This window comes from Pseudomonas purpurea, from assembly GCF_039908635.1.
GTDB classification, from domain to species: Bacteria; Pseudomonadota; Gammaproteobacteria; order Pseudomonadales; family Pseudomonadaceae; genus Aquipseudomonas; species Aquipseudomonas purpurea.
The window spans coordinates 4,650,848-4,670,555 of record NZ_CP150918.1 but is presented as its reverse complement, the minus strand read 5'-3'; the positions used below and the strand labels follow the sequence as shown (position 1 = coordinate 4,670,555).

The 19,708-nt window shown below is 58.8% G+C and carries 21 protein-coding genes and 1 pseudogene; 21 read left to right on the top strand and 1 reads right to left on the bottom strand.

Going from position 1 to position 19,708, the window contains the following annotated elements; all coding sequences use genetic code 11:
• Position 1 precedes the first annotated feature (1 nt).
• From tgt to AABM54_RS20825, 5 genes and pseudogenes are all read left to right on the top strand, one after another.
• Positions 2 to 1,117, top strand: coding sequence for a tRNA guanosine(34) transglycosylase Tgt (tgt, locus tag AABM54_RS20845; protein WP_019651852.1), 1,116 nt, complete (start codon positions 2 to 4; stop codon positions 1,115 to 1,117).
• A 44-nt stretch (positions 1,118 to 1,161) separates the two neighbouring features.
• Positions 1,162 to 1,497 carry a preprotein translocase subunit YajC gene (yajC, locus tag AABM54_RS20840; RefSeq protein WP_095166066.1) on the top strand — a complete coding sequence of 112 codons (336 nt, stop codon included), beginning with the start codon at positions 1,162 to 1,164 and terminating at the stop codon, positions 1,495 to 1,497.
• A gap of 62 nt (positions 1,498 to 1,559) precedes the next feature.
• Positions 1,560 to 3,429: pseudogene (gene secD / locus AABM54_RS20835) on the top strand (protein translocase subunit SecD).
• A 9-nt stretch (positions 3,430 to 3,438) separates the two neighbouring features.
• Entirely contained in the window at positions 3,439 to 4,353 is a 915-nt protein-coding gene (gene secF / locus AABM54_RS20830) for a protein translocase subunit SecF (RefSeq protein ID WP_347901864.1), read from the top strand.
• A gap of 118 nt (positions 4,354 to 4,471) precedes the next feature.
• On the top strand, positions 4,472 to 5,023 hold the full coding sequence (locus AABM54_RS20825; RefSeq protein WP_347901863.1) for a glycine zipper 2TM domain-containing protein: 552 nt from the start codon (positions 4,472 to 4,474) through the stop codon (positions 5,021 to 5,023).
• Positions 5,024 to 5,269: 246 nt separating this feature from the next.
• On the opposite strand, the gene suhB is transcribed toward AABM54_RS20825, so the two are convergent.
• Positions 5,270 to 6,085: an inositol-phosphate phosphatase gene (gene suhB / locus AABM54_RS20820; RefSeq protein ID WP_347901862.1), complete on the bottom strand. Its 816-nt coding sequence runs from the start codon at positions 6,083 to 6,085 to the stop codon at positions 5,270 to 5,272.
• A 305-nt stretch (positions 6,086 to 6,390) separates the two neighbouring features.
• On the opposite strand from suhB, the gene trmJ reads away from it, so the two are divergent.
• The 16 genes from trmJ to hisS all read left to right on the top strand — a co-directional run bounded on the left by trmJ (position 6,391) and on the right by hisS (position 19,681).
• Positions 6,391 to 7,161, top strand: coding sequence for a tRNA (cytosine(32)/uridine(32)-2'-O)-methyltransferase TrmJ (trmJ, locus tag AABM54_RS20815; protein WP_347906268.1), 771 nt, complete (start codon positions 6,391 to 6,393; stop codon positions 7,159 to 7,161).
• A 2-nt stretch (positions 7,162 to 7,163) separates the two neighbouring features.
• On the top strand, positions 7,164 to 7,940 hold the full coding sequence (gene cysE / locus AABM54_RS20810; RefSeq protein ID WP_347901861.1) for a serine O-acetyltransferase: 777 nt from the start codon (positions 7,164 to 7,166) through the stop codon (positions 7,938 to 7,940).
• 214 nt (positions 7,941 to 8,154) lie between these two features.
• Positions 8,155 to 8,646, top strand: a complete 492-nt coding sequence (gene iscR, locus AABM54_RS20805; protein ID WP_092278442.1) for a Fe-S cluster assembly transcriptional regulator IscR — start codon at positions 8,155 to 8,157, stop codon at positions 8,644 to 8,646.
• 50 nt (positions 8,647 to 8,696) lie between these two features.
• The gene (locus AABM54_RS20800) at positions 8,697 to 9,911 is read left to right on the top strand and encodes an IscS subfamily cysteine desulfurase (protein WP_347901860.1); all 1,215 of its coding nucleotides are present in this window, start codon (positions 8,697 to 8,699) and stop codon (positions 9,909 to 9,911) included.
• Between the two features lie 93 nt (positions 9,912 to 10,004).
• On the top strand, positions 10,005 to 10,391 hold the full coding sequence (gene iscU, locus AABM54_RS20795) for a Fe-S cluster assembly scaffold IscU (protein WP_003443374.1): 387 nt from the start codon (positions 10,005 to 10,007) through the stop codon (positions 10,389 to 10,391).
• Positions 10,392 to 10,425: 34 nt separating this feature from the next.
• Positions 10,426 to 10,749, top strand: coding sequence for an iron-sulfur cluster assembly protein IscA (gene iscA, locus AABM54_RS20790; protein WP_347901859.1), 324 nt, complete (start codon positions 10,426 to 10,428; stop codon positions 10,747 to 10,749).
• 8 nt (positions 10,750 to 10,757) lie between these two features.
• Positions 10,758 to 11,279, top strand: coding sequence for a co-chaperone HscB (gene hscB / locus AABM54_RS20785; protein ID WP_347901858.1), 522 nt, complete (start codon positions 10,758 to 10,760; stop codon positions 11,277 to 11,279).
• Positions 11,280 to 11,330: 51 nt separating this feature from the next.
• Positions 11,331 to 13,193, top strand: coding sequence for a Fe-S protein assembly chaperone HscA (gene hscA, locus AABM54_RS20780; RefSeq protein WP_347901857.1), 1,863 nt, complete (start codon positions 11,331 to 11,333; stop codon positions 13,191 to 13,193).
• Between the two features lie 2 nt (positions 13,194 to 13,195).
• Positions 13,196 to 13,537 (top strand): ISC system 2Fe-2S type ferredoxin, encoded by a 342-nt coding sequence (fdx, locus tag AABM54_RS20775; protein ID WP_347901856.1) that lies wholly within the window; start codon positions 13,196 to 13,198, stop codon positions 13,535 to 13,537.
• A gap of 14 nt (positions 13,538 to 13,551) precedes the next feature.
• Positions 13,552 to 13,752: a Fe-S cluster assembly protein IscX gene (iscX, locus tag AABM54_RS20770; RefSeq protein WP_347901855.1), complete on the top strand. Its 201-nt coding sequence runs from the start codon at positions 13,552 to 13,554 to the stop codon at positions 13,750 to 13,752.
• Between the two features lie 90 nt (positions 13,753 to 13,842).
• Entirely contained in the window at positions 13,843 to 14,268 is a 426-nt protein-coding gene (ndk, locus tag AABM54_RS20765) for a nucleoside-diphosphate kinase (protein WP_347901853.1), read from the top strand.
• Positions 14,269 to 14,296: 28 nt separating this feature from the next.
• Positions 14,297 to 15,445 carry a 23S rRNA (adenine(2503)-C(2))-methyltransferase RlmN gene (rlmN, locus tag AABM54_RS20760; protein ID WP_347901852.1) on the top strand — a complete coding sequence of 383 codons (1,149 nt, stop codon included), beginning with the start codon at positions 14,297 to 14,299 and terminating at the stop codon, positions 15,443 to 15,445.
• A 13-nt stretch (positions 15,446 to 15,458) separates the two neighbouring features.
• Complete coding sequence (gene pilW / locus AABM54_RS20755; protein WP_347901851.1) at positions 15,459 to 16,217, top strand: type IV pilus biogenesis/stability protein PilW; 759 nt, start codon at positions 15,459 to 15,461, stop codon at positions 16,215 to 16,217.
• On the top strand, positions 16,217 to 17,254 hold the full coding sequence (locus tag AABM54_RS20750) for a RodZ family helix-turn-helix domain-containing protein (RefSeq protein WP_347901850.1): 1,038 nt from the start codon (positions 16,217 to 16,219) through the stop codon (positions 17,252 to 17,254). Before pilW ends, AABM54_RS20750 begins: the two co-directional genes overlap by 1 nt.
• Before the next feature lie 3 nt (positions 17,255 to 17,257).
• Positions 17,258 to 18,367, top strand: coding sequence for a flavodoxin-dependent (E)-4-hydroxy-3-methylbut-2-enyl-diphosphate synthase (ispG, locus tag AABM54_RS20745; protein ID WP_347901849.1), 1,110 nt, complete (start codon positions 17,258 to 17,260; stop codon positions 18,365 to 18,367).
• 24 nt (positions 18,368 to 18,391) lie between these two features.
• Entirely contained in the window at positions 18,392 to 19,681 is a 1,290-nt protein-coding gene (gene hisS / locus AABM54_RS20740; RefSeq protein WP_347901848.1) for a histidine--tRNA ligase, read from the top strand.
• Positions 19,682 to 19,708: the final 27 nt, after the last annotated feature.

Here is a 19,708-nt window from a genome sequence, read left to right as displayed (position 1 = left end):
TATGTCTTTCGAGCTGCTGGCCACTGACGGCAAGGCTCGTCGCGGTCGCCTGACCTTCCCGCGTGGCACGGTCGAGACCCCGGCGTTCATGCCGGTCGGCACCTATGGCACGGTCAAGGGCATGTTGCCGCGCGATATCGTCGCCACCGGCGCCGAGATCATCCTGGGCAACACCTTCCACCTGTGGCTGCGTCCTGGCACGGAAGTGATCAAGAAACACGGCGACCTGCATGATTTCATGCAGTGGAAAGGCCCGATTCTGACCGACTCCGGCGGTTTCCAGGTGTTCAGCCTGGGCGCCATGCGCAAGATCAAGGAGGAGGGCGTGACCTTCGCTTCTCCGGTAGATGGCGCGAAAGTGTTCATGGGGCCGGAAGAGTCGATGCAGGTCCAGCGCGACCTGGGCTCCGACATCGTGATGATTTTTGACGAATGCACGCCGTACCCGGCCGACGAAGACGTCGCGCGGGTGTCCATGGAGTTGTCGTTGCGCTGGGCTCAGCGCTCGAAAAACGCCCATGGCGACAACACGGCGGCGCTGTTCGGTATCGTTCAGGGTGGCATGCACCAGGACCTGCGCATGCGCTCCCTGGAAGGCCTCGACAAGATCGGCTTCGATGGCCTGGCGATCGGCGGTCTGTCGGTGGGCGAGCCCAAGCACGAGATGATCAAGGTGCTCGACTACCTGCCGGGCCAGATGCCGGCGGACAAACCTCGTTACCTTATGGGCGTTGGCAAACCGGAAGACTTGGTTGAGGGTGTGCGCCGCGGGGTGGACATGTTCGATTGCGTGATGCCAACCCGTAATGCCCGCAATGGGCATCTGTTCATTGATACCGGCGTGCTGAAGATCCGTAACGCGTTCCATCGCCATGATGATTCGCCGCTCGATCCGACCTGCGATTGCTACACCTGCCAGAACTTCTCCCGCGCTTATCTGCATCATCTGGACAAGTGCGGCGAAATGCTGGGGAGCATGCTCAATACCATCCATAATTTGCGCCATTACCAAGTGCTTATGGCTGGTTTGCGCGAGGCTATTCAACAGGGTACATTGGCCGCCTTTGTCGATGCCTTCTATGCCAAACGCGGGTTGCCTGTTCCGCCTTTGGACTGAGTTTTAAAACGTTTACGACACTAATTTTGCAACTGGAGTGCTAAATGAGCTTTTTTATCTCTAATGCGATGGCAGACGCCGCTGCGCCGGCTGCCGGCCCTGCTGGTACTGGCTTCGAGTGGATTTTCCTGGTCGGTTTCCTGGTCATTTTCTACCTGATGATCTGGCGTCCACAGGCCAAGCGCGCCAAAGAGCAGAAGAACCTGCTCAGCAACTTGCAAAAAGGTGACGAAGTTGTGACGTCTGGCGGTATCGCCGGCAAGATCACCAAAGTAGCTGATGATTTCGTTGTTCTCGAAGTTTCTGACTCGGTAGAGCTGAAGTTCCAGAAAGGCGCCATCGCTGCCACGCTGCCAAAAGGCACGCTGAAAGCGATCTAAGTTTCATCTTTTACCAATCGACGGGGCGCGCAAGGCGCCCCGCGTCATAAGCGGGCGGCGTGATGCTGAACAAATACCCTCTGTGGAAATACATACTGATCCTGGCAGTGCTGGCGATCGGTTTAATTTATTCCGCTCCCAATCTTTATCCTGACGACCCGGCCATTCAGGTCAGCGGTGCAAGCACTGCGCTGCAAGTCACTCAGGCCGATCTGGATCGTACGAGCAAAGCGCTCATCGACGCCGGGATCAACGTCAAGGCCGCCACTATTGCGGCTAACGGCAAGGGCGGTTTGTTGCGTCTGACCAAGCAGGAAGACCAACTTCCAGCCAAGGACGTAGTGCGCAAGGTGTTGGGTGATGACTACGTCGTCGCGCTGAACCTGGCACAGACAACCCCGCAATGGCTGCGCAGCCTCGGCGCGCATCCGATGAAGCTGGGTCTGGACTTGTCCGGTGGTGTGCACTTCCTACTGGAAGTGGACATGGACAAAGCCCTCGACGCACGCCTGAAAGTCTACGAAGGCGACGTCAAGAGCCTGTTGCGTAAAGAGCGTCTGCGCTATCGCAGCCTGCCGCAACTCAATGGCGCCATTCAGCTGGGCTTCAGCGATGAAGCTTCCCGCGAACAGGCCCCGTGCGCTGATCCGCAAGAATTTCAACGATTTCGACATTGTTCCGGCCGACCTCAATGGTCAGGCGGTACTGCGTCTGGCGATGACCCCGGCCAAGCTGGCGGAAATCCGTGAGTACTCCATCAAGCAGAACTTGACCACGGTACGTAACCGCGTCAACGAGCTGGGTGTTGCCGAACCTATCGTTCAGCGTCAGGGTGCCAACCGCATTGTGGTTGAACTGCCAGGCGTGCAGGACACTGCCGAAGCCAAGCGTATCCTCGGCAAGACGGCCAACCTTGAGTTCCGCCTGGCCGCTGAGCCTGGCGCTTCGAAAGCGACCTCCGAAACCTTCGAATTCCGTGAAGGCAAGCGCCCACCTGCGCAAATCGAGCGTGGCCTGATCATCACGGGCGACCAGGTGACTGACGCCAAGGCCGGTTTCGGTGAGCACGGTACGCCGGAAGTGAACATTCGTCTGGATGGTCACGGTGGCGAGCTGATGAGTCGTGCGACTCGCAGCAACGTGGGTCGCAGCATGGCGGTGATCTTCATCGAGCAGCGCCCGGTGACCACCTACGTCAAGCAAATGGTCAACGGCGTCGAGAAAGACGTGCCGGTCCAGACCTTCAAGGAAGAGAAAAAGATCATCAGCCTGGCGACCATTCAGTCGCCGCTGGGTGCTCAGTTCCGCATTACTGGCCTGAACGGTCAGGGCGAATCCTCGGAGCTGGCCTTGCTGCTGCGTGCCGGTGGTCTGGCGGCGCCGATGTACTTTGCTGAAGAGCGCACCATTGGCCCAAGCCTGGGTGCCGACAACATTGTCAAGGGTGTCGATGCGTCGCTGTGGGGCATGCTGTTCGTGTCGCTGTTCATCATCGCCATCTACCGCTTCTTCGGCATCATTGCCACAGTTGCGCTGGCAGTGAACATGGTGCTGCTGCTGGCCTTGATGTCCTTGCTGGGTGCCACGCTGACCTTGCCAGGTATCGCCGGTATCGTGTTGACCATGGGGATGGCGGTCGACGCCAACGTACTGATCTTCTCGCGGATACGTGAAGAGATCGCAGCCGGCATGACGGTGCAGCGGGCAATCAATGAAGGCTTCGGCCGGGCATTTACTGCGATTCTCGACGCCAACCTGACCACGTTGCTGGTCGGCGGCATCCTCTTTGCCATGGGCACCGGCCCGGTCAAGGGCTTTGCAGTGACCATGTCCCTCGGGATCTTTACCTCGATGTTCACGGCCATCATGGTGACCCGCGCGATGGTCAACCTGATCTTCGGCGGTCGTGACTTCAAGAAGTTGTGGATTTAAGGGGCTGCCATGTTACGTACTATCAACTTCATGGGCGTTCGCAACGTTGCGTTCGGCGTCACATTGTTCCTTACCGCTCTGGCGCTGTTCAGCTGCTTCCACAAGGGCATGAACTACGGTCTGGACTTCACCGGCGGTACGCTCATCGAGCTGACCTACGAGCGTCCGGCCGACGTCATGAAAGTCCGTGGTCAACTGGCGGATGCCGGTTATCACGAAGCAATCGTTCAGAGCTTCGGTGCGACTACTGATCTGCTGGTGCGCATGCCGGGTGAAGACCCGCAGCTGGGTCATCAGGTAGCTGAAGCCCTGCAGAAAGTCGGTGGCGACAACCCGGCCGTGGTCAAGCGCGTCGAGTTCGTGGGGCCGCAGGTGGGTGAAGAGCTGCGCGACCAGGGCGGCCTCGGCATGCTGATGGCGCTGGGCGGCATCCTGATCTACCTGGCTTTCCGCTTTCAGTGGAAGTTCGCGGTGGGTGCGATTGTTTCGCTGATCCACGACGTGATCGTGACCATCGGTATCCTGTCGTTCTTCCAGATCACCTTCGACCTGACGGTGCTGGCGGCGGTACTGGCGATCATCGGTTACTCGCTCAACGACACCATTGTGGTATTCGACCGGGTTCGTGAGAACTTCCGTGTGCTGCGCAAGGCCAGCCTGATCGAGAACATCAACATCTCGACCACGCAAACCCTGCTGCGGACCATGGCGACGTCGATCTCCACCTTGCTGGCGATTGCCGCTCTGCTGTTCTTCGGTGGCGACAACCTGTTCGGCTTCTCCATCGCGCTGTTTGTCGGTGTATTGGCGGGTACTTACTCGTCGATCTACATCGCCAACGTGGTGCTGATCTGGCTGAACCTGAGCAGCGAGGACCTGATTCCTCCGGCCAATACCGAGAAGGAAGTGGACGACCGTCCTTAAGGCGTTATCTCTTCTCGTTATAACCAGAAGGCGCGAGTATTGAACTCGCGCCTTTTTTTATGCTCCAAGGTTGGGAGAAGCGCGGGCAAGCCCCGCATGTGATGGTCAGGAGGTTCATGTGAACAAGTCGTTACTGGTTGGTGCGGTATTGGGTGCTGTCGGTGTAACTGCCGGGGGTGCTGTTGCCACCTACAGCCTGGTAAAAAGCGGCCCTGAGTATGCGCAAGTACTGGCAGTTGAGCCGGTCAAGACACAGATCAAGACTCCACGTGAAGTGTGCAAGGATGTCACCGTGACCCGGCAAGCGCCGGTGAAAGATCAACACCAGATCGCCGGTACGGTGGTAGGTGCGTTGGCTGGCGGTTTGCTGGGTAACCAGATCGGCGGCGGCACCGGCAAGAAAATTGCCACGGTCGCAGGCGCGGTCGGTGGTGGTTATGCCGGTAACAAGGTCCAGGAGGGTATGCAGAATCGTGATACCTACACCACGACGCAAACCCGCTGTAACACTGTGAATGACATCAGTGACAAGGTTGTCGGTTACGACGTGCGTTACTCGCTGGACGGCAAGGAAGGCAAGGTGCGGATGGATCGTGATCCGGGCAATCAGATTCCGGTCAACAAGGACGGTCAGCTGATCCTGGGGCAGAACCAGCCTGCTCAGAAGTAAGCTGAATGCCAGACTCAAAAAAGCACCCGAACGGGTGCTTTTTTTGTGCCCGAGATTTCATCCCGAAAACACCACGCCTCAATGTGGGAGCGAGCTTGCTCGCGATGACAACCTATCAGTCAGCACTGATGTCGACTGACATGCCGCTATCGCGAGCAAGCTCGCTCCCGCAGGGGGGGGGGTGGTGAGGCACAAATTTCAGGCATAAAAAAAGCACCCCGAAGGGTGCTTTTTTGTGCCTGTCGCTTAGCGTTTCAGCGAGGCTGGCAGGTGCGGCTGGATGGCCGTCAGCACTGCTTTGAAGCATTTGGTGTTGCCGGCAACGATGTGGCCTTTTTCAAGGAAGTCGTGACCGCCGGTAAAGTCGCTCACCAGACCGCCTGCTTCCTGAATCAGCAGGGCGCCTGCTGCCATGTCCCACTCGGACAGGCCCGACTCCCAGAATGCGTCGAAACGACCCGCGGCAACGTAAGCCAGGTCCAGGCTCGCGGCGCCAGCACGGCGGATGCCGGCGGTCTGGCCAACCAGGCTGCGGAACATGCCCAGGTAGTTTTCGAGGTTGTCCATCTGGTCATCACGGAACGGGAAGCCCGTACCCAGCAATGCGCCTTCCAGGCTGGTACGACCGCTGACACGCAGGCGACGACCGTTAAGCTGGGCGCCACGACCGCGGCTGGCGGTGAATTCTTCCTGGCGAACCGGGTCCAGAACCACTGCGTGTTCCAAACGGCCGCGGTATTTGCAGGCGATGCTCACGGCGAAGTGTGGAACACCACGCAGGAAGTTGGTGGTGCCGTCCAGTGGGTCGATGATCCACAGGTAATCTGCGCCTTCGCCGCTGCCGGCGTGCATGCCGGTTTCTTCGCCCATGATGGCGTGAGTCGGGTAGGCCTTGCGCAACGCATCGATGATTTTCTGTTCGGCGGCGCGGTCAACTTCGGACACGTAGTCCTTGGCGTCTTTTTCGTCGACCTTGATGGTATCCAGGCGCTCGATGGAGCGGAAGATCAATTCACTGGCGCTGCGGGCGGCGCGCAGCGCGATATTCAGCATGGGCTGCATGGATGTGTCACCTAAGGTTGTTAAAGAAAGCCGGGCATTCTAGCAGAAAGTTTCTACAGATGAACGACGACGTTCGCTTTCATCGCTTAACTTTGCATCCCGCCTCAGAAATGCGTTCAATTTTTGACGAGTGGTCACTGTTGTCAGGCAAGTCGCGGCAACGGCTCATGGCTGGCTATGGGGAGGCGTGGCAACGCAGCATGGCAACAGTGGGCACCGTCAAAAGTGAGCAGTTTTTTTTGAGGCGGGATGCCTGGATGAGCTGTAAGATTTGCTCCCCTTTTCACTGTCCGAGAGCGCCTCCCTTGCTGCAGAACATTCGTGTCGTCCTGGTCAATACCAGCCATCCGGGAAATATCGGCGGGGCTGCGCGTGCCATGAAGAACATGGGGCTGTCGCGGTTGGTGTTGGTCGAACCACGGCTTTTCCCTCATCACGAAGCCGATGCGCGGGCCTCTGGCGCTGGCGATATCCTGGAAAGTGCGCAAGTCGTCGCCACGCTTGAAGACGCCTTGGTCGGCTGCAATCTGGTGTTGGGCACCAGTGCTCGTGATCGTCGGATCCCTTGGCCGCTGCTGGACCCTCGCGAGTGCGGGGTGAAAGTGGTCGAGGAGGCCGCGCAGGGCGCCGAGATCGCTTTGGTGTTCGGCCGTGAAGACTCCGGCCTGACCAATGAAGAGCTGCAACGATGTCATTATCACGTGCACATCCCATCAGACCCTGAGTTCAGCTCGCTGAACCTCGGGGCTGCGGTGCAGGTGCTGGGCTATGAAGTGCGCATGTCCTGGCTGGCGGCCCAAGGTCAGCCGAGCAAGGTCGAGAAGGATGAAGTGGCGTCCACCAAGAGTGGCGAACTGGCGACCATGGATGAGCTGGAGCGATTCTATGAGCACCTGGAGCAAACGCTGGTAGCCATCGAATTTCTCGATCCTGAAAAACCGCGGCACTTGATGGCGCGCCTGCGCCGGTTGTACGGACGAAGCTCGGTCAGTCGGGCGGAAATGAATATTTTGCGTGGCATCCTCACGGAAACCCAGAAAGCGGCCCGTGGTGAGCTTCTTAAGCGGAAGGATTAATAATGTTCGAGCGTTTGCGTGAAGATATCCAGAGCGTTTTCCACCGTGATCCGGCGGCACGTAATGCATTTGAAGTGCTGACCTGCTATCCGGGCATGCATGCGATCTGGATTCATCGTCTCTCTTCCGCATTGTGGGGCATGGGCTGGAAATGGCTGGCGCGCGTGGTGTCGAACTTCGGTCGCTGGTTGACCGGGATCGAAATTCACCCGGGCGCCAAGGTTGGGCGGCGCTTCTTTATTGACCACGGTATGGGCATTGTCATTGGCGAAACGGCCGAAATCGGCAATGACGTGACGCTCTATCAGGGCGTGACCCTGGGCGGCACCAGTTGGAACAAGGGCAAGCGCCACCCGACCCTGGAAGATGGCGTGGTGGTAGGGGCGGGCGCCAAGGTGCTTGGGCCGTTTACCGTCGGGGCGGGTGCCAAGGTGGGCTCCAATGCGGTGGTGACCAAGGCGGTTCCGGCGGGTGCGACTGTGGTCGGGATTCCGGGGCGGATCATCGTCAAGTCCGATGACGAACAAGAAGCCAAGCGCAAGGCCATGGCCGAGAAGCTCGGGTTCGATGCTTACGGCGTCAGCGAGGACATGCCGGACCCGGTGGCGCGGGCCATTGCTCAGTTGCTCGACCATCTGCAAGCGGTGGACGGTCGGCTCGAAGGCATGTGCGGCGCGCTGAAGGATCTCGGCAGCCCATACTGTGCCAAGGACCTGCCTGAGTTGCGCGAGGAAGACTTTGCCTGCGTGAAAGGCAAGGATGAGCGTCCGGCCAGCTGATTCGCGCGGCTATCTGTAGCGGCTTGCGTTGTGTATGGCAGCCGCTACAGGTAAATGTCATACGTTGCAGGTGTGCTATTAAGCCGCAGACCCTGCTATCATTCGCGCGCTCTTTTTGCGGGTAAACCTGACTAAAGTACTAGGTCTTATAGTTGACTTAAATACTCGGGAATTGCATACTCGCCCCATCCCGTAACCCCCGTGGTAATTGTCCATGCGACTGACTACAAAAGGCCGATACGCTGTCACCGCCATGCTTGATCTGGCGTTGCACGCGCAGCATGGCCCGGTGTCCCTGGCCGATATCTCTGAGCGCCAAGGCATTTCCTTGTCCTACCTTGAACAGCTTTTTGCCAAGTTGCGCCGCAGCAATCTGGTTTCCAGTGTTCGTGGTCCAGGCGGTGGCTACCAGCTATCGCGTGAGATGCAGGGCATTCAGGTTGCTCAGGTGATCGACGCGGTGAACGAATCGGTCGATGCAACCAAATGCCAGGGCCAGGGTGACTGCCATTCCGGCGACACCTGCCTGACCCACCACTTGTGGTGTGACCTCAGCCTGCAGATCCACGAATTTCTGAGCGGTATCAGCTTGGCTGATCTTGTGACTCGCCGTGAGGTGCAAGAAGTAGCCCAGCGTCAGGACCAGCGCCGTTGCAATGGCAAGGCGCCGCGCCTGGACAAGATTGAAGCGTCCGCCGTCGAATGACAGCCAAAGAGCCAGCGGCACGCCAGCCAGCCTGATTTAGGAGAGAGTCCATGAAATTGCCGATTTACCTTGATTACTCTGCGACCACCCCGGTTGATCCGCGTGTCGCGCAAAAGATGAGTGAATGCCTGCTGGTCGACGGAAACTTCGGTAACCCGGCGTCCCGCTCCCACGTGTTTGGCTGGAAAGCCGAAGAAGCGGTCGAAAACGCTCGCCGCCAGGTCGCCGACCTGGTCAATGCCGACCCGCGTGAAATCGTCTGGACCTCCGGTGCCACCGAGTCCGACAACCTGGCAATCAAGGGTGTCGCGCATTTCTACGGTTCCAAAGGCAAGCACCTGATCACCACCAAGATCGAACACAAGGCTGTCCTCGACACCATGCGCCAACTGGAGCGCGAAGGTTTCGAAGTCACCTACATCGAGCCTCGTGAAGACGGTCTGGTTACGCCTGAGATGATCGAAGCCGCGTTGCGTGATGACACGATCCTGGTGTCGATCATCCACGTGAACAACGAAATCGGCACCATCAACGACATCGCAGCCATCGGTGAACTGACCCGTTCCAAGGGCATTCTGCTGCACGTCGACGCTGCGCAGTCCACCGGCAAAGTCGAGATCGACCTGCAAAAGCTGAAAGTCGACCTGATGTCCTTCTCTGCCCACAAGACTTACGGCCCTAAAGGCATCGGCGCGCTGTACGTGAGCCGCAAGCCGCGTGTTCGCCTTGAAGCGACCATGCACGGTGGCGGTCATGAGCGCGGCATGCGCTCCGGCACCCTGGCAACTCACCAGATCGTCGGCATGGGTGAGGCGTTCCGCGTGGCCAAGGAAGACATGGCTGCCGAAAACGTCCGCATCAAAGCCTTGAGCGACCGTTTCTTCAAACAGGTCGAAGGCCTCGAAGAGCTGTACGTCAATGGCAGCATGACTTCGCGCGTTCCGCACAACCTGAACCTGAGCTTCAACTACGTTGAAGGCGAGTCGCTGATCATGGCGCTCAAGGATCTGGCGGTATCGTCCGGTTCGGCGTGCACCTCGGCATCCCTGGAGCCTTCGTACGTACTGCGCGCCCTGGGCCGCAACGACGAACTGGCACACAGCTCGATCCGTTTCACCTTCGGCCGTTTCACCACCGAAGAAGAAATCGACTACGCCGCGCAGAAAGTCTGCGAGGCCGTTACCAAGCTGCGCGCTCTGTCGCCGCTGTGGGACATGTACAAAGATGGCGTCGACATTTCGAAGATCGAGTGGGCGGCGCACTGAATATAAGTCGCCGCACACGGGCTCTGTCGGACGTATTGAAAGGTCGGCTTGCAGAGCCCAAAGAGCGACTCTCTGATGAGTGAGGATAGAACCATGGCTTACAGCGAAAAGGTCATCGACCACTACGAAAACCCGCGCAACGTCGGCAAGATGGACGCGGAAGATCCTGATGTCGGCACCGGCATGGTCGGCGCCCCAGCGTGCGGCGACGTTATGCGCCTGCAAATCAAGGTCAACGAGCAAGGCATCATCGAAGACGCCAAGTTCAAGACCTATGGCTGCGGCTCTGCCATTGCTTCCAGCTCCCTCGCCACCGAGTGGATGAAGGGCAAGACCCTGGACGAAGCCGAAACCATCAAGAACACTCAGCTGGCTGAAGAACTGGCTTTGCCGCCAGTGAAAATCCACTGCTCGGTACTCGCTGAAGACGCCATCAAGGCCGCCGTTCGCGATTACAAGCAGAAGAAAGGCTTGATCTGACTTTCAAGATTTGGCGACGAGTAAGGAGTCACCGATGGCTATCAGCATGACAGAAGCGGCAGCTCAACACGTGCGACGCTCCCTCGACGGGCGCGGCAAAGGTGAAGGGATTCGTCTGGGTGTTCGCACCACAGGCTGTTCCGGCCTTGCCTACGTGCTGGAGTTTGTCGACGAGGTGGTTGCAGAAGATCGGGTGTTCGAAAGTCACGGCGAGAAAGTGATTATCGACCCGAAAAGTCTGGCTTACCTGGACGGCACCGAACTCGATTTCGTCAAGGAAGGGTTGAACGAAGGCTTCAAGTTCAACAACCCCAACGTGCGCGGTGAATGTGGCTGCGGCGAAAGCTTCAACATCTGAGGCTGCTCGTGGGTACTCCTTGTCATTTCGCTTTATTCGAGCTGCAACCGAGCTTCACTCTGGACCTCGATCAGTTGGCTACGCGCTACCGTGAGTTGGCGCGCGGCGTTCATCCAGACCGCTTTGCCGACGCTTCCGAGCGTGAGCAGCGGCTGGCGCTAGAGCAATCCGCAAGCCTCAACGAGGCCTACCAGACGCTCAAAAGTCCCCCCAAGCGCGCGCGTTACCTGCTCGCCATGGGCGGTCGCGAGCTGCCGCTGGAGGTCACGGTGCATGATCCGGCGTTTCTTCTGCAGCAGATGGAGTTGCGTGAAGAGCTCGAAGACCTGCAAGACAGTGCCGATCTGGCCGGGATTGCCGTGTTCAAGCGCCGTCTGAAGGTTGCTCAGGATGAGCTGAACGAAAGCTTCGCAGCTTGCTGGAATGATGCAGCGCAACGTGAACAGGCCGAACGCCTGATGCGGCGCATGCAGTTTCTCGACAAGCTCACCTACGAAGTGCGCCAGTTAGAAGAGCGCCTCGACGATTAACCCAGTGCCGCCTCGGTCGCACGCCTGATATACAGATAAGTCCTGATAACGATGGCCCTACTGCAGATCGCCGAACCCGGCCAAAGTCCTCAACCGCACCAGCGTCGTCTGGCTGTGGGGATTGACTTGGGCACTACCAATTCGCTGGTCGCTGCATTGCGCAGTGGTCTTTCCGAGCCGTTGGCCGACGCCGCCGGGCAGGTCATCCTGCCGTCTGCGGTGCGCTATCACGCCGACCGCGTCGAGGTTGGCGAGTCCGCCAAACTGGCGGCGTCCACTGATCCGCTGAACACCGTGTTGTCGGTCAAGCGCTTGATGGGTCGTGGTCTGTCCGACGTCAAGCAGCTGGGGGAGCAGTTGCCGTACCGCTTTGTCGATGGCGAGTCGCACATGCCGTTCATCGATACCGTGCAAGGCCCGAAAAGCCCCGTCGAAGTTTCCGCCGATATCCTCAAGGTGTTGCGTCAGCGTGCCGAAGCGACGCTGGGTGGCGAACTGGTCGGTGCGGTGATCACCGTCCCTGCCTATTTCGACGACGCTCAGCGTCAGGCCACCAAGGATGCGGCCAAGCTGGCGGGTCTGAACGTGCTGCGCTTGCTCAACGAGCCGACTGCTGCGGCGGTGGCTTATGGTCTGGATCAGCACGCCGAAGGCCTGGTCGCCATTTATGACCTGGGCGGCGGTACGTTCGATATTTCGATTTTGCGTCTGACCGGCGGTGTGTTTGAAGTCCTGGCGACCGGTGGCGACAGCGCCCTGGGCGGCGATGACTTCGATCACGCGATTGCCGGCTGGATCATCGAGAGCGCGGGTCTGTCCGCCGATCTCGATCCGGGTGAGCAGCGCAGTCTGTTGCAAACTGCGTGTGCGGCCAAAGAAGCGCTGACCAACGCTGCGAGTGTTGAAGTCGCTTACGGCGACTGGAAAGCCTCGCTGACTCGCGAAGCCTTTGATGCGCTGATCGAGCCAATGGTCGCTCGCAGCCTGAAAGCCTGTCGTCGTGCGGTACGTGATTCCGGTGTCGAGCTGGAAGACGTGCAAGCGGTGGTGATGGTCGGTGGTTCGACCCGCGTACCACGCGTTCGCGAAGCGGTGGCTGAGGCTTTTGGTCGCCAGCCGTTGACCGAAATCGATCCGGATCAAGTGGTGGCCATCGGGGCCGCGATCCAGGCCGATACCCTGGCGGGTAACAAGCGCGATGGCGGCGAACTGCTGCTGCTCGACGTGATTCCGTTGTCCCTGGGGCTGGAAACCATGGGCGGCCTGATGGAGAAGGTGATTCCGCGTAACACCACCATCCCGGTTGCCCGCGCTCAGGACTTCACCACCTACAAAGATGGCCAGTCGGCCATGATGATCCATGTATTGCAGGGCGAGCGTGAGCTGATCAGCGATTGTCGCTCCCTGGCGCGCTTCGAGTTGCGTGGTATTCCGGCGATGGTCGCGGGCGCGGCGAAGATTCGGGTGACCTTCCAGGTCGACGCCGATGGCCTGCTCAGCGTTGCCGCTCGCGAACTGGGTTCGGGCGTCGAGGCGAGCATTCAGGTCAAACCGTCCTACGGTCTGACCGACGGCGAAATCGCCCGCATGCTCAAGGACTCGTTCCAGCACGCCAATGACGACAAGGTTGCCCGCGTGCTGCGCGAGCAACAAGTCGACGCCCAGCGCCTGATCGAAGCGGTGCAGGGCGCCCTCGATGTTGACGGCGAGCGCCTGCTCGACGCCGAAGAGCGCATGGTCATCGAGTTGCAGATGCAGGAACTGACCGAATTGATGAAAGGCACCGATGGGTATGCCATCGAGCAGCAGACCAAGCGTCTGTCGCAAGTGACCGATGCCTTTGCTGCCCGCCGCCTGGACTCGACGGTGAAAGCCGCGCTGGCGGGGCGCAACCTGAATGAGATTGAGGAATAACGATGCCGCAGGTCATTTTTCTGCCACACGAAAAGTTTTGCCCGGACGGCATGGTCGTGGAAGCTGAACCCGGTACGTCCATCCTCGACTTGGCGCATGAGCACCATATCGAGATGGAAAGTGCCTGTGGCGGCGTCTGCGCTTGCACGACGTGTCACTGCCTCATTCGGGAAGGTTTCGACTCGCTGGAAGAGGCTGACGAGTTGGAAGAAGACTACCTTGATAAGGCTTGGGGGCTGGAAGCTCAGTCGCGCCTGGCCTGTCAGGCAAAAGTCGGGACGCAAGACCTGACTGTCGAAATTCCGAAGTACTCGCTCAACCATGCCGCCGAAGCGCCGCACTGATTCAAGGAGCTGTCATGAGCCTGAAATGGGTTGATGTGCTGGAAATCGCGATCCAGCTGGCTGAATCCAAGCCGGATGTGGACCCGCGTTATGTGAACTTCGTCGATCTGCACCAATGGGTGCTGGGATTGCCGGAGTTCAGCGATGATCCGACCCGCGGTGGCGAGAAGGTGCTTGAAGCCATTCAGGCCGCCTGGATCGAAGAAGCCGACTGAGCGCACCGTACGCCGTTAGGCAATACCAAAGAACCCGCGTATAATTCGCGGGTTTAATTTTTCGCAAATTACCGTTTCTGGAGTTACACCATGGCTGTTCAACGTACTTTCTCCATCATCAAGCCTGACGCTGTTGCAAAAAACGTTACTGGTGAAATCATCACCCGTTTCGAAAAAGCTGGCCTGCGCGTTGTAGCTTCGAAAATGAAGCAACTGTCCAAAGCCGAAGCTGAAGGCTTCTACGCTGAGCACAGCGCTCGTGGTTTCTTCGGCGACCTGGTTGCTTTCATGATCTCCGGTCCGGTTGTTGTTCAGGTTCTGGAAGGCGAAAACGCTATCGCTCTGAACCGTGAGCTGATGGGCGCTACCAACCCTAAAGAAGCTGCTGCCGGCACCATCCGCGCTGACTTCGCTGATTCCATCGACGCCAACGCTGTGCACGGTTCGGACTCCGAAGCCGCTGCTGCTCGCGAAATCTCGTACTTCTTCGCAGCTACTGAAGTAACCACTCGCTAAGCATTGGCTTAAGAGTGAAGGTGAATCCATGACTACATCGACTGTTAAAACTAACCTGCTGGGTCTGACTCAGCTGGAAATGGAAAAATTCTTCGACTCAATCGGGGAGAAGCGTTTCCGTGCCGGTCAGGTAATGAAATGGATTCACCACTTTGGCGTCGATGATTTCGACGCCATGACGAACGTCAGCAAAGCCTTGCGCGACAAGCTCAAGGTTATTGCTGAAGTTCGCGGCCCCGAAGTGGTCAGCGAGGACATCTCCAGCGACGGCACCCGTAAGTGGGTGGTGCGCGTGGCGTCCGGCAGCTGCGTCGAGACCGTGTACATTCCCCAGGGCAAACGCGGCACCTTGTGCGTTTCGTCCCAGGCAGGCTGTGCCCTGGATTGCAGTTTCTGCTCCACCGGCAAGCAAGGCTTCAATAGCAACCTCACCGCCGCCGAAGTCATCGGTCAGGTGTGGATTGCCAACAAATCCTTTGGCAGCGTCCCGGCAACCGTCGACCGTGCCATCACCAACGTGGTGATGATGGGCATGGGTGAGCCGCTGCTGAACTTCGACAACGTCGTGGCTGCCATGCACCTGATGATGGACGATCTGGGATACGGTATTTCCAAGCGCCGTGTGACCCTGTCGACCTCAGGCGTAGTGCCGATGATCGATGAGCTGTCCAAGCACATCGACGTCTCCCTGGCGTTGTCCCTGCACGCACCAAACGATGCGCTGCGCAACCAGTTGGTACCGATCAACAAGAAGTACCCGCTGAAAATGCTCCTTGAGTCCTGCCGCCGCTACATGTCGTCCCTGGGCGAAAAGCGTGTGCTGACCATCGAGTACACCTTGCTCAAAGACATCAACGACAAGGTTGAGCACGCTGTTGAAATGATCGAGTTGCTCAAGGACACGCCTTGCAAGATCAACCTGATCCCGTTCAACCCGTTCCCTCATTCCGGTTACGAGCGGCCGAGCAACAACGCCATTCGTCGTTTTCAGGATCAACTTCATCAGGCAGGCTTCAATGTCACCGTGCGCACCACGCGCGGCGAAGATATTGATGCGGCCTGCGGCCAACTGGTCGGGCAGGTGCTGGATCGCACCCGTCGCAGCGAACGTTATATTGCCGTGCGTGAATTGAACGCCGACAGCGATATGGCGCAAGACGCTGCGAATCGTACTTAAAGAGAGGACCTCTATGCCATTGCGCCTCGCGCTGCTTCTGCTGTTCGCCAGCCTGTCGGCTGGTTGTGTTCTGTCGGGTGATTTCAATCCGATGAAAACCAGCAAGGGCCGCGACGAGGCGCGAGCCGCCTATGTGCAGCTGGGCGTTGGGTATTTGCAACAGGGCATGACCGAGCGGGCGAAAGTCCCGCTCAAGAAGGCCCTGGAGCTGGACAGTTCGGACGCCGATGCCAATGCGGCGCTCGGTCTGGTGTTTCAGGCCGAGATGGAAAACGAGCTCGCGGACCAGCATTTTCGCAAGGCACTGTCTTCCCGTCCTGGCGATGCGCGCATCCTGAATAACTACGGCAGCTTTCTTTTTGAAGAAAAACGTTACAAAGAAGCTTACGAGCGCTTTGAACAGGCGGCTGCCGATAGCCTTTACCCTGAGCGTTCGCGGGTTTTCGAGAACCTGGGTATAACAGCTTCGATGCTTGGCCAGCGTCAACTGGCCCAGCAACAACTGGAAAAAGCCCTGCGTTTGAACCGTCAGCAACCACGTGCGTTGCTGGAAATGGCTGAGTTGTCCTTCGAAGACAGGCATTATGTGCCGTCGCGCGACTATTACGACCGTTTTAGCCTGCTTGCCGAGCAAAATGCACGTAGTCTATTGCTCGGCGTCCGGTTGGCTAAAGTGTTCGACGATCGCGACAAGGCCGCCAGTTTTGGCCTGCAATTAAAACGACTCTATCCCGGTACGCCGGAATATCAGCAATACCTGTCGGAGCAATGATGAAAGCGGCGCATCCCGAAGTTGTAGCAGCGACTCGCGTAAACCCCGGTGAGACCCTGCGTCAGGCCCGCGAAAGCAATGGTTGGTCGCTGGCTGAAGTGGCCCTGAAGCTCAATCTTACCGTGAGTTCCTTGAGCAATCTGGAAGCCGGCGCTTTCGACAAGCTGCCAGGGCACACCTTTGCTCGCGGCTACATCCGTGCTTATGCAAAGTTGCTGGGTATGGACCAAGCGGTCCTGGTTCAGCAGTTCGACCAGAGCACGGGCACCGATTCCCAGGGCAGCAATGTCCACAGCCTGGGTCGTATCGAAGAACCTACACGGGTTTCCCACACCATTTTGCGAATCGTCAGCCTGTTGTTGCTGATCGCGGTGGTGGGCGGCGGTTTCGTCTGGTGGCAGGATCAAACCTCGCTGCGCACCAAGGAACTGATTGGCATCAACCCTGAACACGTTGAAGTCGAAGGTGCTGACGGCACTACGCAGATCCACCCGCTCGACGAGCCGGAAGACCAGGCTGTGGTTGAAGGTCAGACCGAAGGCGAGACCGCACTGGTATTGCCGGAAGGTCAGGCACCGGCTGAAACCCCGGTCACCGCTCAAGCTCCTGCGCCAATGGCTCCAGTGGTTGCACCTGCTCCTGTGGTCCCCGTGGCCCCTGTTCACAATGCAGTGGCGCCAATCGTCGCCGCAACACCGGCCGCACCGGCTCCCGTCGTGCCTGTCGTTGCGCCAGTCGTGACCGCACCGGTTGCGCCAGTCGCACCCGTGGTGGCAGCAAGCGCTCCGGTTGCCGGGGCAGGTCAGGTCCGGATCCAGTTCAGCGCCGATTGCTGGGCGCAGGTTACCGACGGCAACGGCAAAGTGTTGCTCAGTGGCCTCAAGCGTAAAGGCGAAACCGCCGACGTCAGCGGCAAACCACCGTTTGCAGTACGCCTGGGCTATGCCCGCGGCGCGCAGGTCAGCTACAACGGGCAAGTGGTCGATGTAGCTCCGTTCACCAGTGGCGAGACCGCTCGCCTGAAGTTGGGTCAATAAGTCATGCACGGCGAATCACCAATCAAACGTCGCGAGTCCCGCAAGATCTGGGTCGGTAACGTGCCTGTGGGCGGCGATGCACCTATCGCTGTGCAGAGCATGACCAACAGCGATACCAATGACGTCGCGGCCACCGTGGCCCAGATCAATCGTCTGGAAGCGGCTGGCGTCGATATCGTGCGGGTTTCCGTACCCGACATGGACGCTGCCGAAGCCTTTGGTCGCATCAAGCAGTTGGTCAAGGTGCCGTTGGTTGCCGACATCCACTTCGACTACAAGATCGCCTTGCGTGTAGCGGAACTGGGTGTGGACTGCCTGCGGATCAACCCGGGCAACATCGGTCGCGAAGACCGCGTGCGCGCCGTGGTCGATGCCGCGCGTGACCGGGGCATTCCGATTCGTATTGGCGTCAACGCCGGTTCGCTGGAAAAAGACCTGCAAAAGAAATACGGCGAACCGACCCCGGCTGCACTGGTCGAGTCTGCCTTGCGTCATGTTGAGCACCTTGAGCGCCTGAATTTCCAGGACTTCAAGGTCAGCGTGAAAGCGTCCGACGTGTTCATGGCCGTCGAAGCCTACCGTTTGCTGGCCAAGGAAATCGTCCAGCCGCTGCACCTGGGCATTACTGAAGCGGGTGGATTGCGTTCAGGCACAGTGAAATCCGCTGTGGGCCTCGGTATGCTGCTCGCCGAAGGGATTGGCGATACTATTCGCATCTCGTTGGCGGCTGACCCGGTCGAGGAAGTGAAAGTCGGCTACGACATTCTCAAGTCCCTGCACCTGCGTTCCCGTGGCATCAACTTCATCGCCTGCCCGAGTTGCTCGCGGCAGAACTTCGATGTGGTGAAAACCATGAACGAACTGGAAGTGCGCCTTGAAGATCTGCTGGTGCCGCTGGATGTTGCGGTCATCGGTTGCGTGGTCAACGGTCCTGGCGAAGCCAAAGAGGCGCATGTGGGCCTGACCGGTGGCACGCCAAACCTGATTTACATCGACGGCAAACCGTCGCAGAAATTGACGAATGACAATCTGGTGGATGAGCTGGAACGGCTGATCCGCCAGAAAGCGGCCGAAAAGGTCGAAGCCGACGCAGCACTGATCGCCCGCGGCTGATTCAACCGAATTTAAGGATTTATAGTGAGCAAGTCTCTGCAAGCCATTCGTGGCATGAACGACATCCTGCCCGAACAGACCCCGCTGTGGCGTCATTTCGAAGGCACCGTTTCGCGTCTGCTGGATAACTACGGTTACAAGCAGATCCGCATGCCGATCGTCGAGTTCACCGAGCTGTTCAAGCGCTCTATCGGTGAAGTGACCGACATCGTCGAAAAAGAGATGTACACCTTCGATGACCGCAACGGCGACTCCCTGACCCTGCGCCCTGAAGGCACGGCGGCCTGTGTGCGCGCAGTGCTGGAACACGGCATCACCGGTGGTGGCCAGGTGCAGAAGCTCTGGTACATCGGCCCGATGTTCCGCCACGAGCGTCCACAGAAAGGCCGTTATCGCCAGTTCCACCAGATCGGTTGCGAAGTCTTCAACCTCGACGGTCCGGACATCGATGCCGAGCTGATCGTCCTGACTTGGCGCCTGTGGGGCGAGCTGGGGATTCGCGATGCGGTCAAGCTTGAGCTCAACAGCCTGGGCACCAGCGAATCCCGCGGTCGTTATCGCGAAGCGCTGGTGGAGTTCCTGACGGCTCGCCTGGACAAACTGGACGAAGACAGCCAGCGCCGTCTGAAAACCAACCCGCTGCGCGTGCTTGATACCAAGAACGCCGACACGCAAGCCGCCCTGGTCGACGCGCCGAAAATGGCCGACTACCTGGACGACGAATCGCGCATTCACTTCGAAGGCCTGAAGGCACGACTGGATGCCGCGGGCATTCCGTACGTGATCAACCCGAAGCTGGTGCGCGGCCTGGATTACTACAGCAAAACCGTTTTCGAATGGGTCACCGACAAACTCGGCGCCCAGGGCACTGTCTGCGCGGGCGGCCGTTACGACGGCCTGGTCGAGCAGATGGGCGGTAAGCCGACTGCAGGCGTTGGTTTCGCCATGGGCATCGAGCGTCTGGTGCTGCTGCTGGAAACCCTGGAGCAGATCCCGGAAGAAATTTCCCGGCAGGTCGATGTCTACCTCTGCGCTTTTGGCGAAGCCGCCGAACTGGCAGCCCTGACACTGAGTGAGCGGGTTCGCGATCAGTTGCCTGACTTGCGCTTGCAAATCAATGCCGGTGCCGGCAGCTTCAAAAGCCAGTTCAAGAAGGCCGACAAGAGCGGTGCGTTGTACGCATTGATCCTCGGTGACGACGAAATGGCCCAGCAAGTGGTAGGTTTCAAACCCCTGCGTGGCCAGGGCGAACAACAAAGCATTGCCTGGGATGCGCTTGCCGCTCACTTGGCCACCTGCGTCGTGCAGGGTTGAAGCTGTCAAACAGCCGATTTAGCGAAT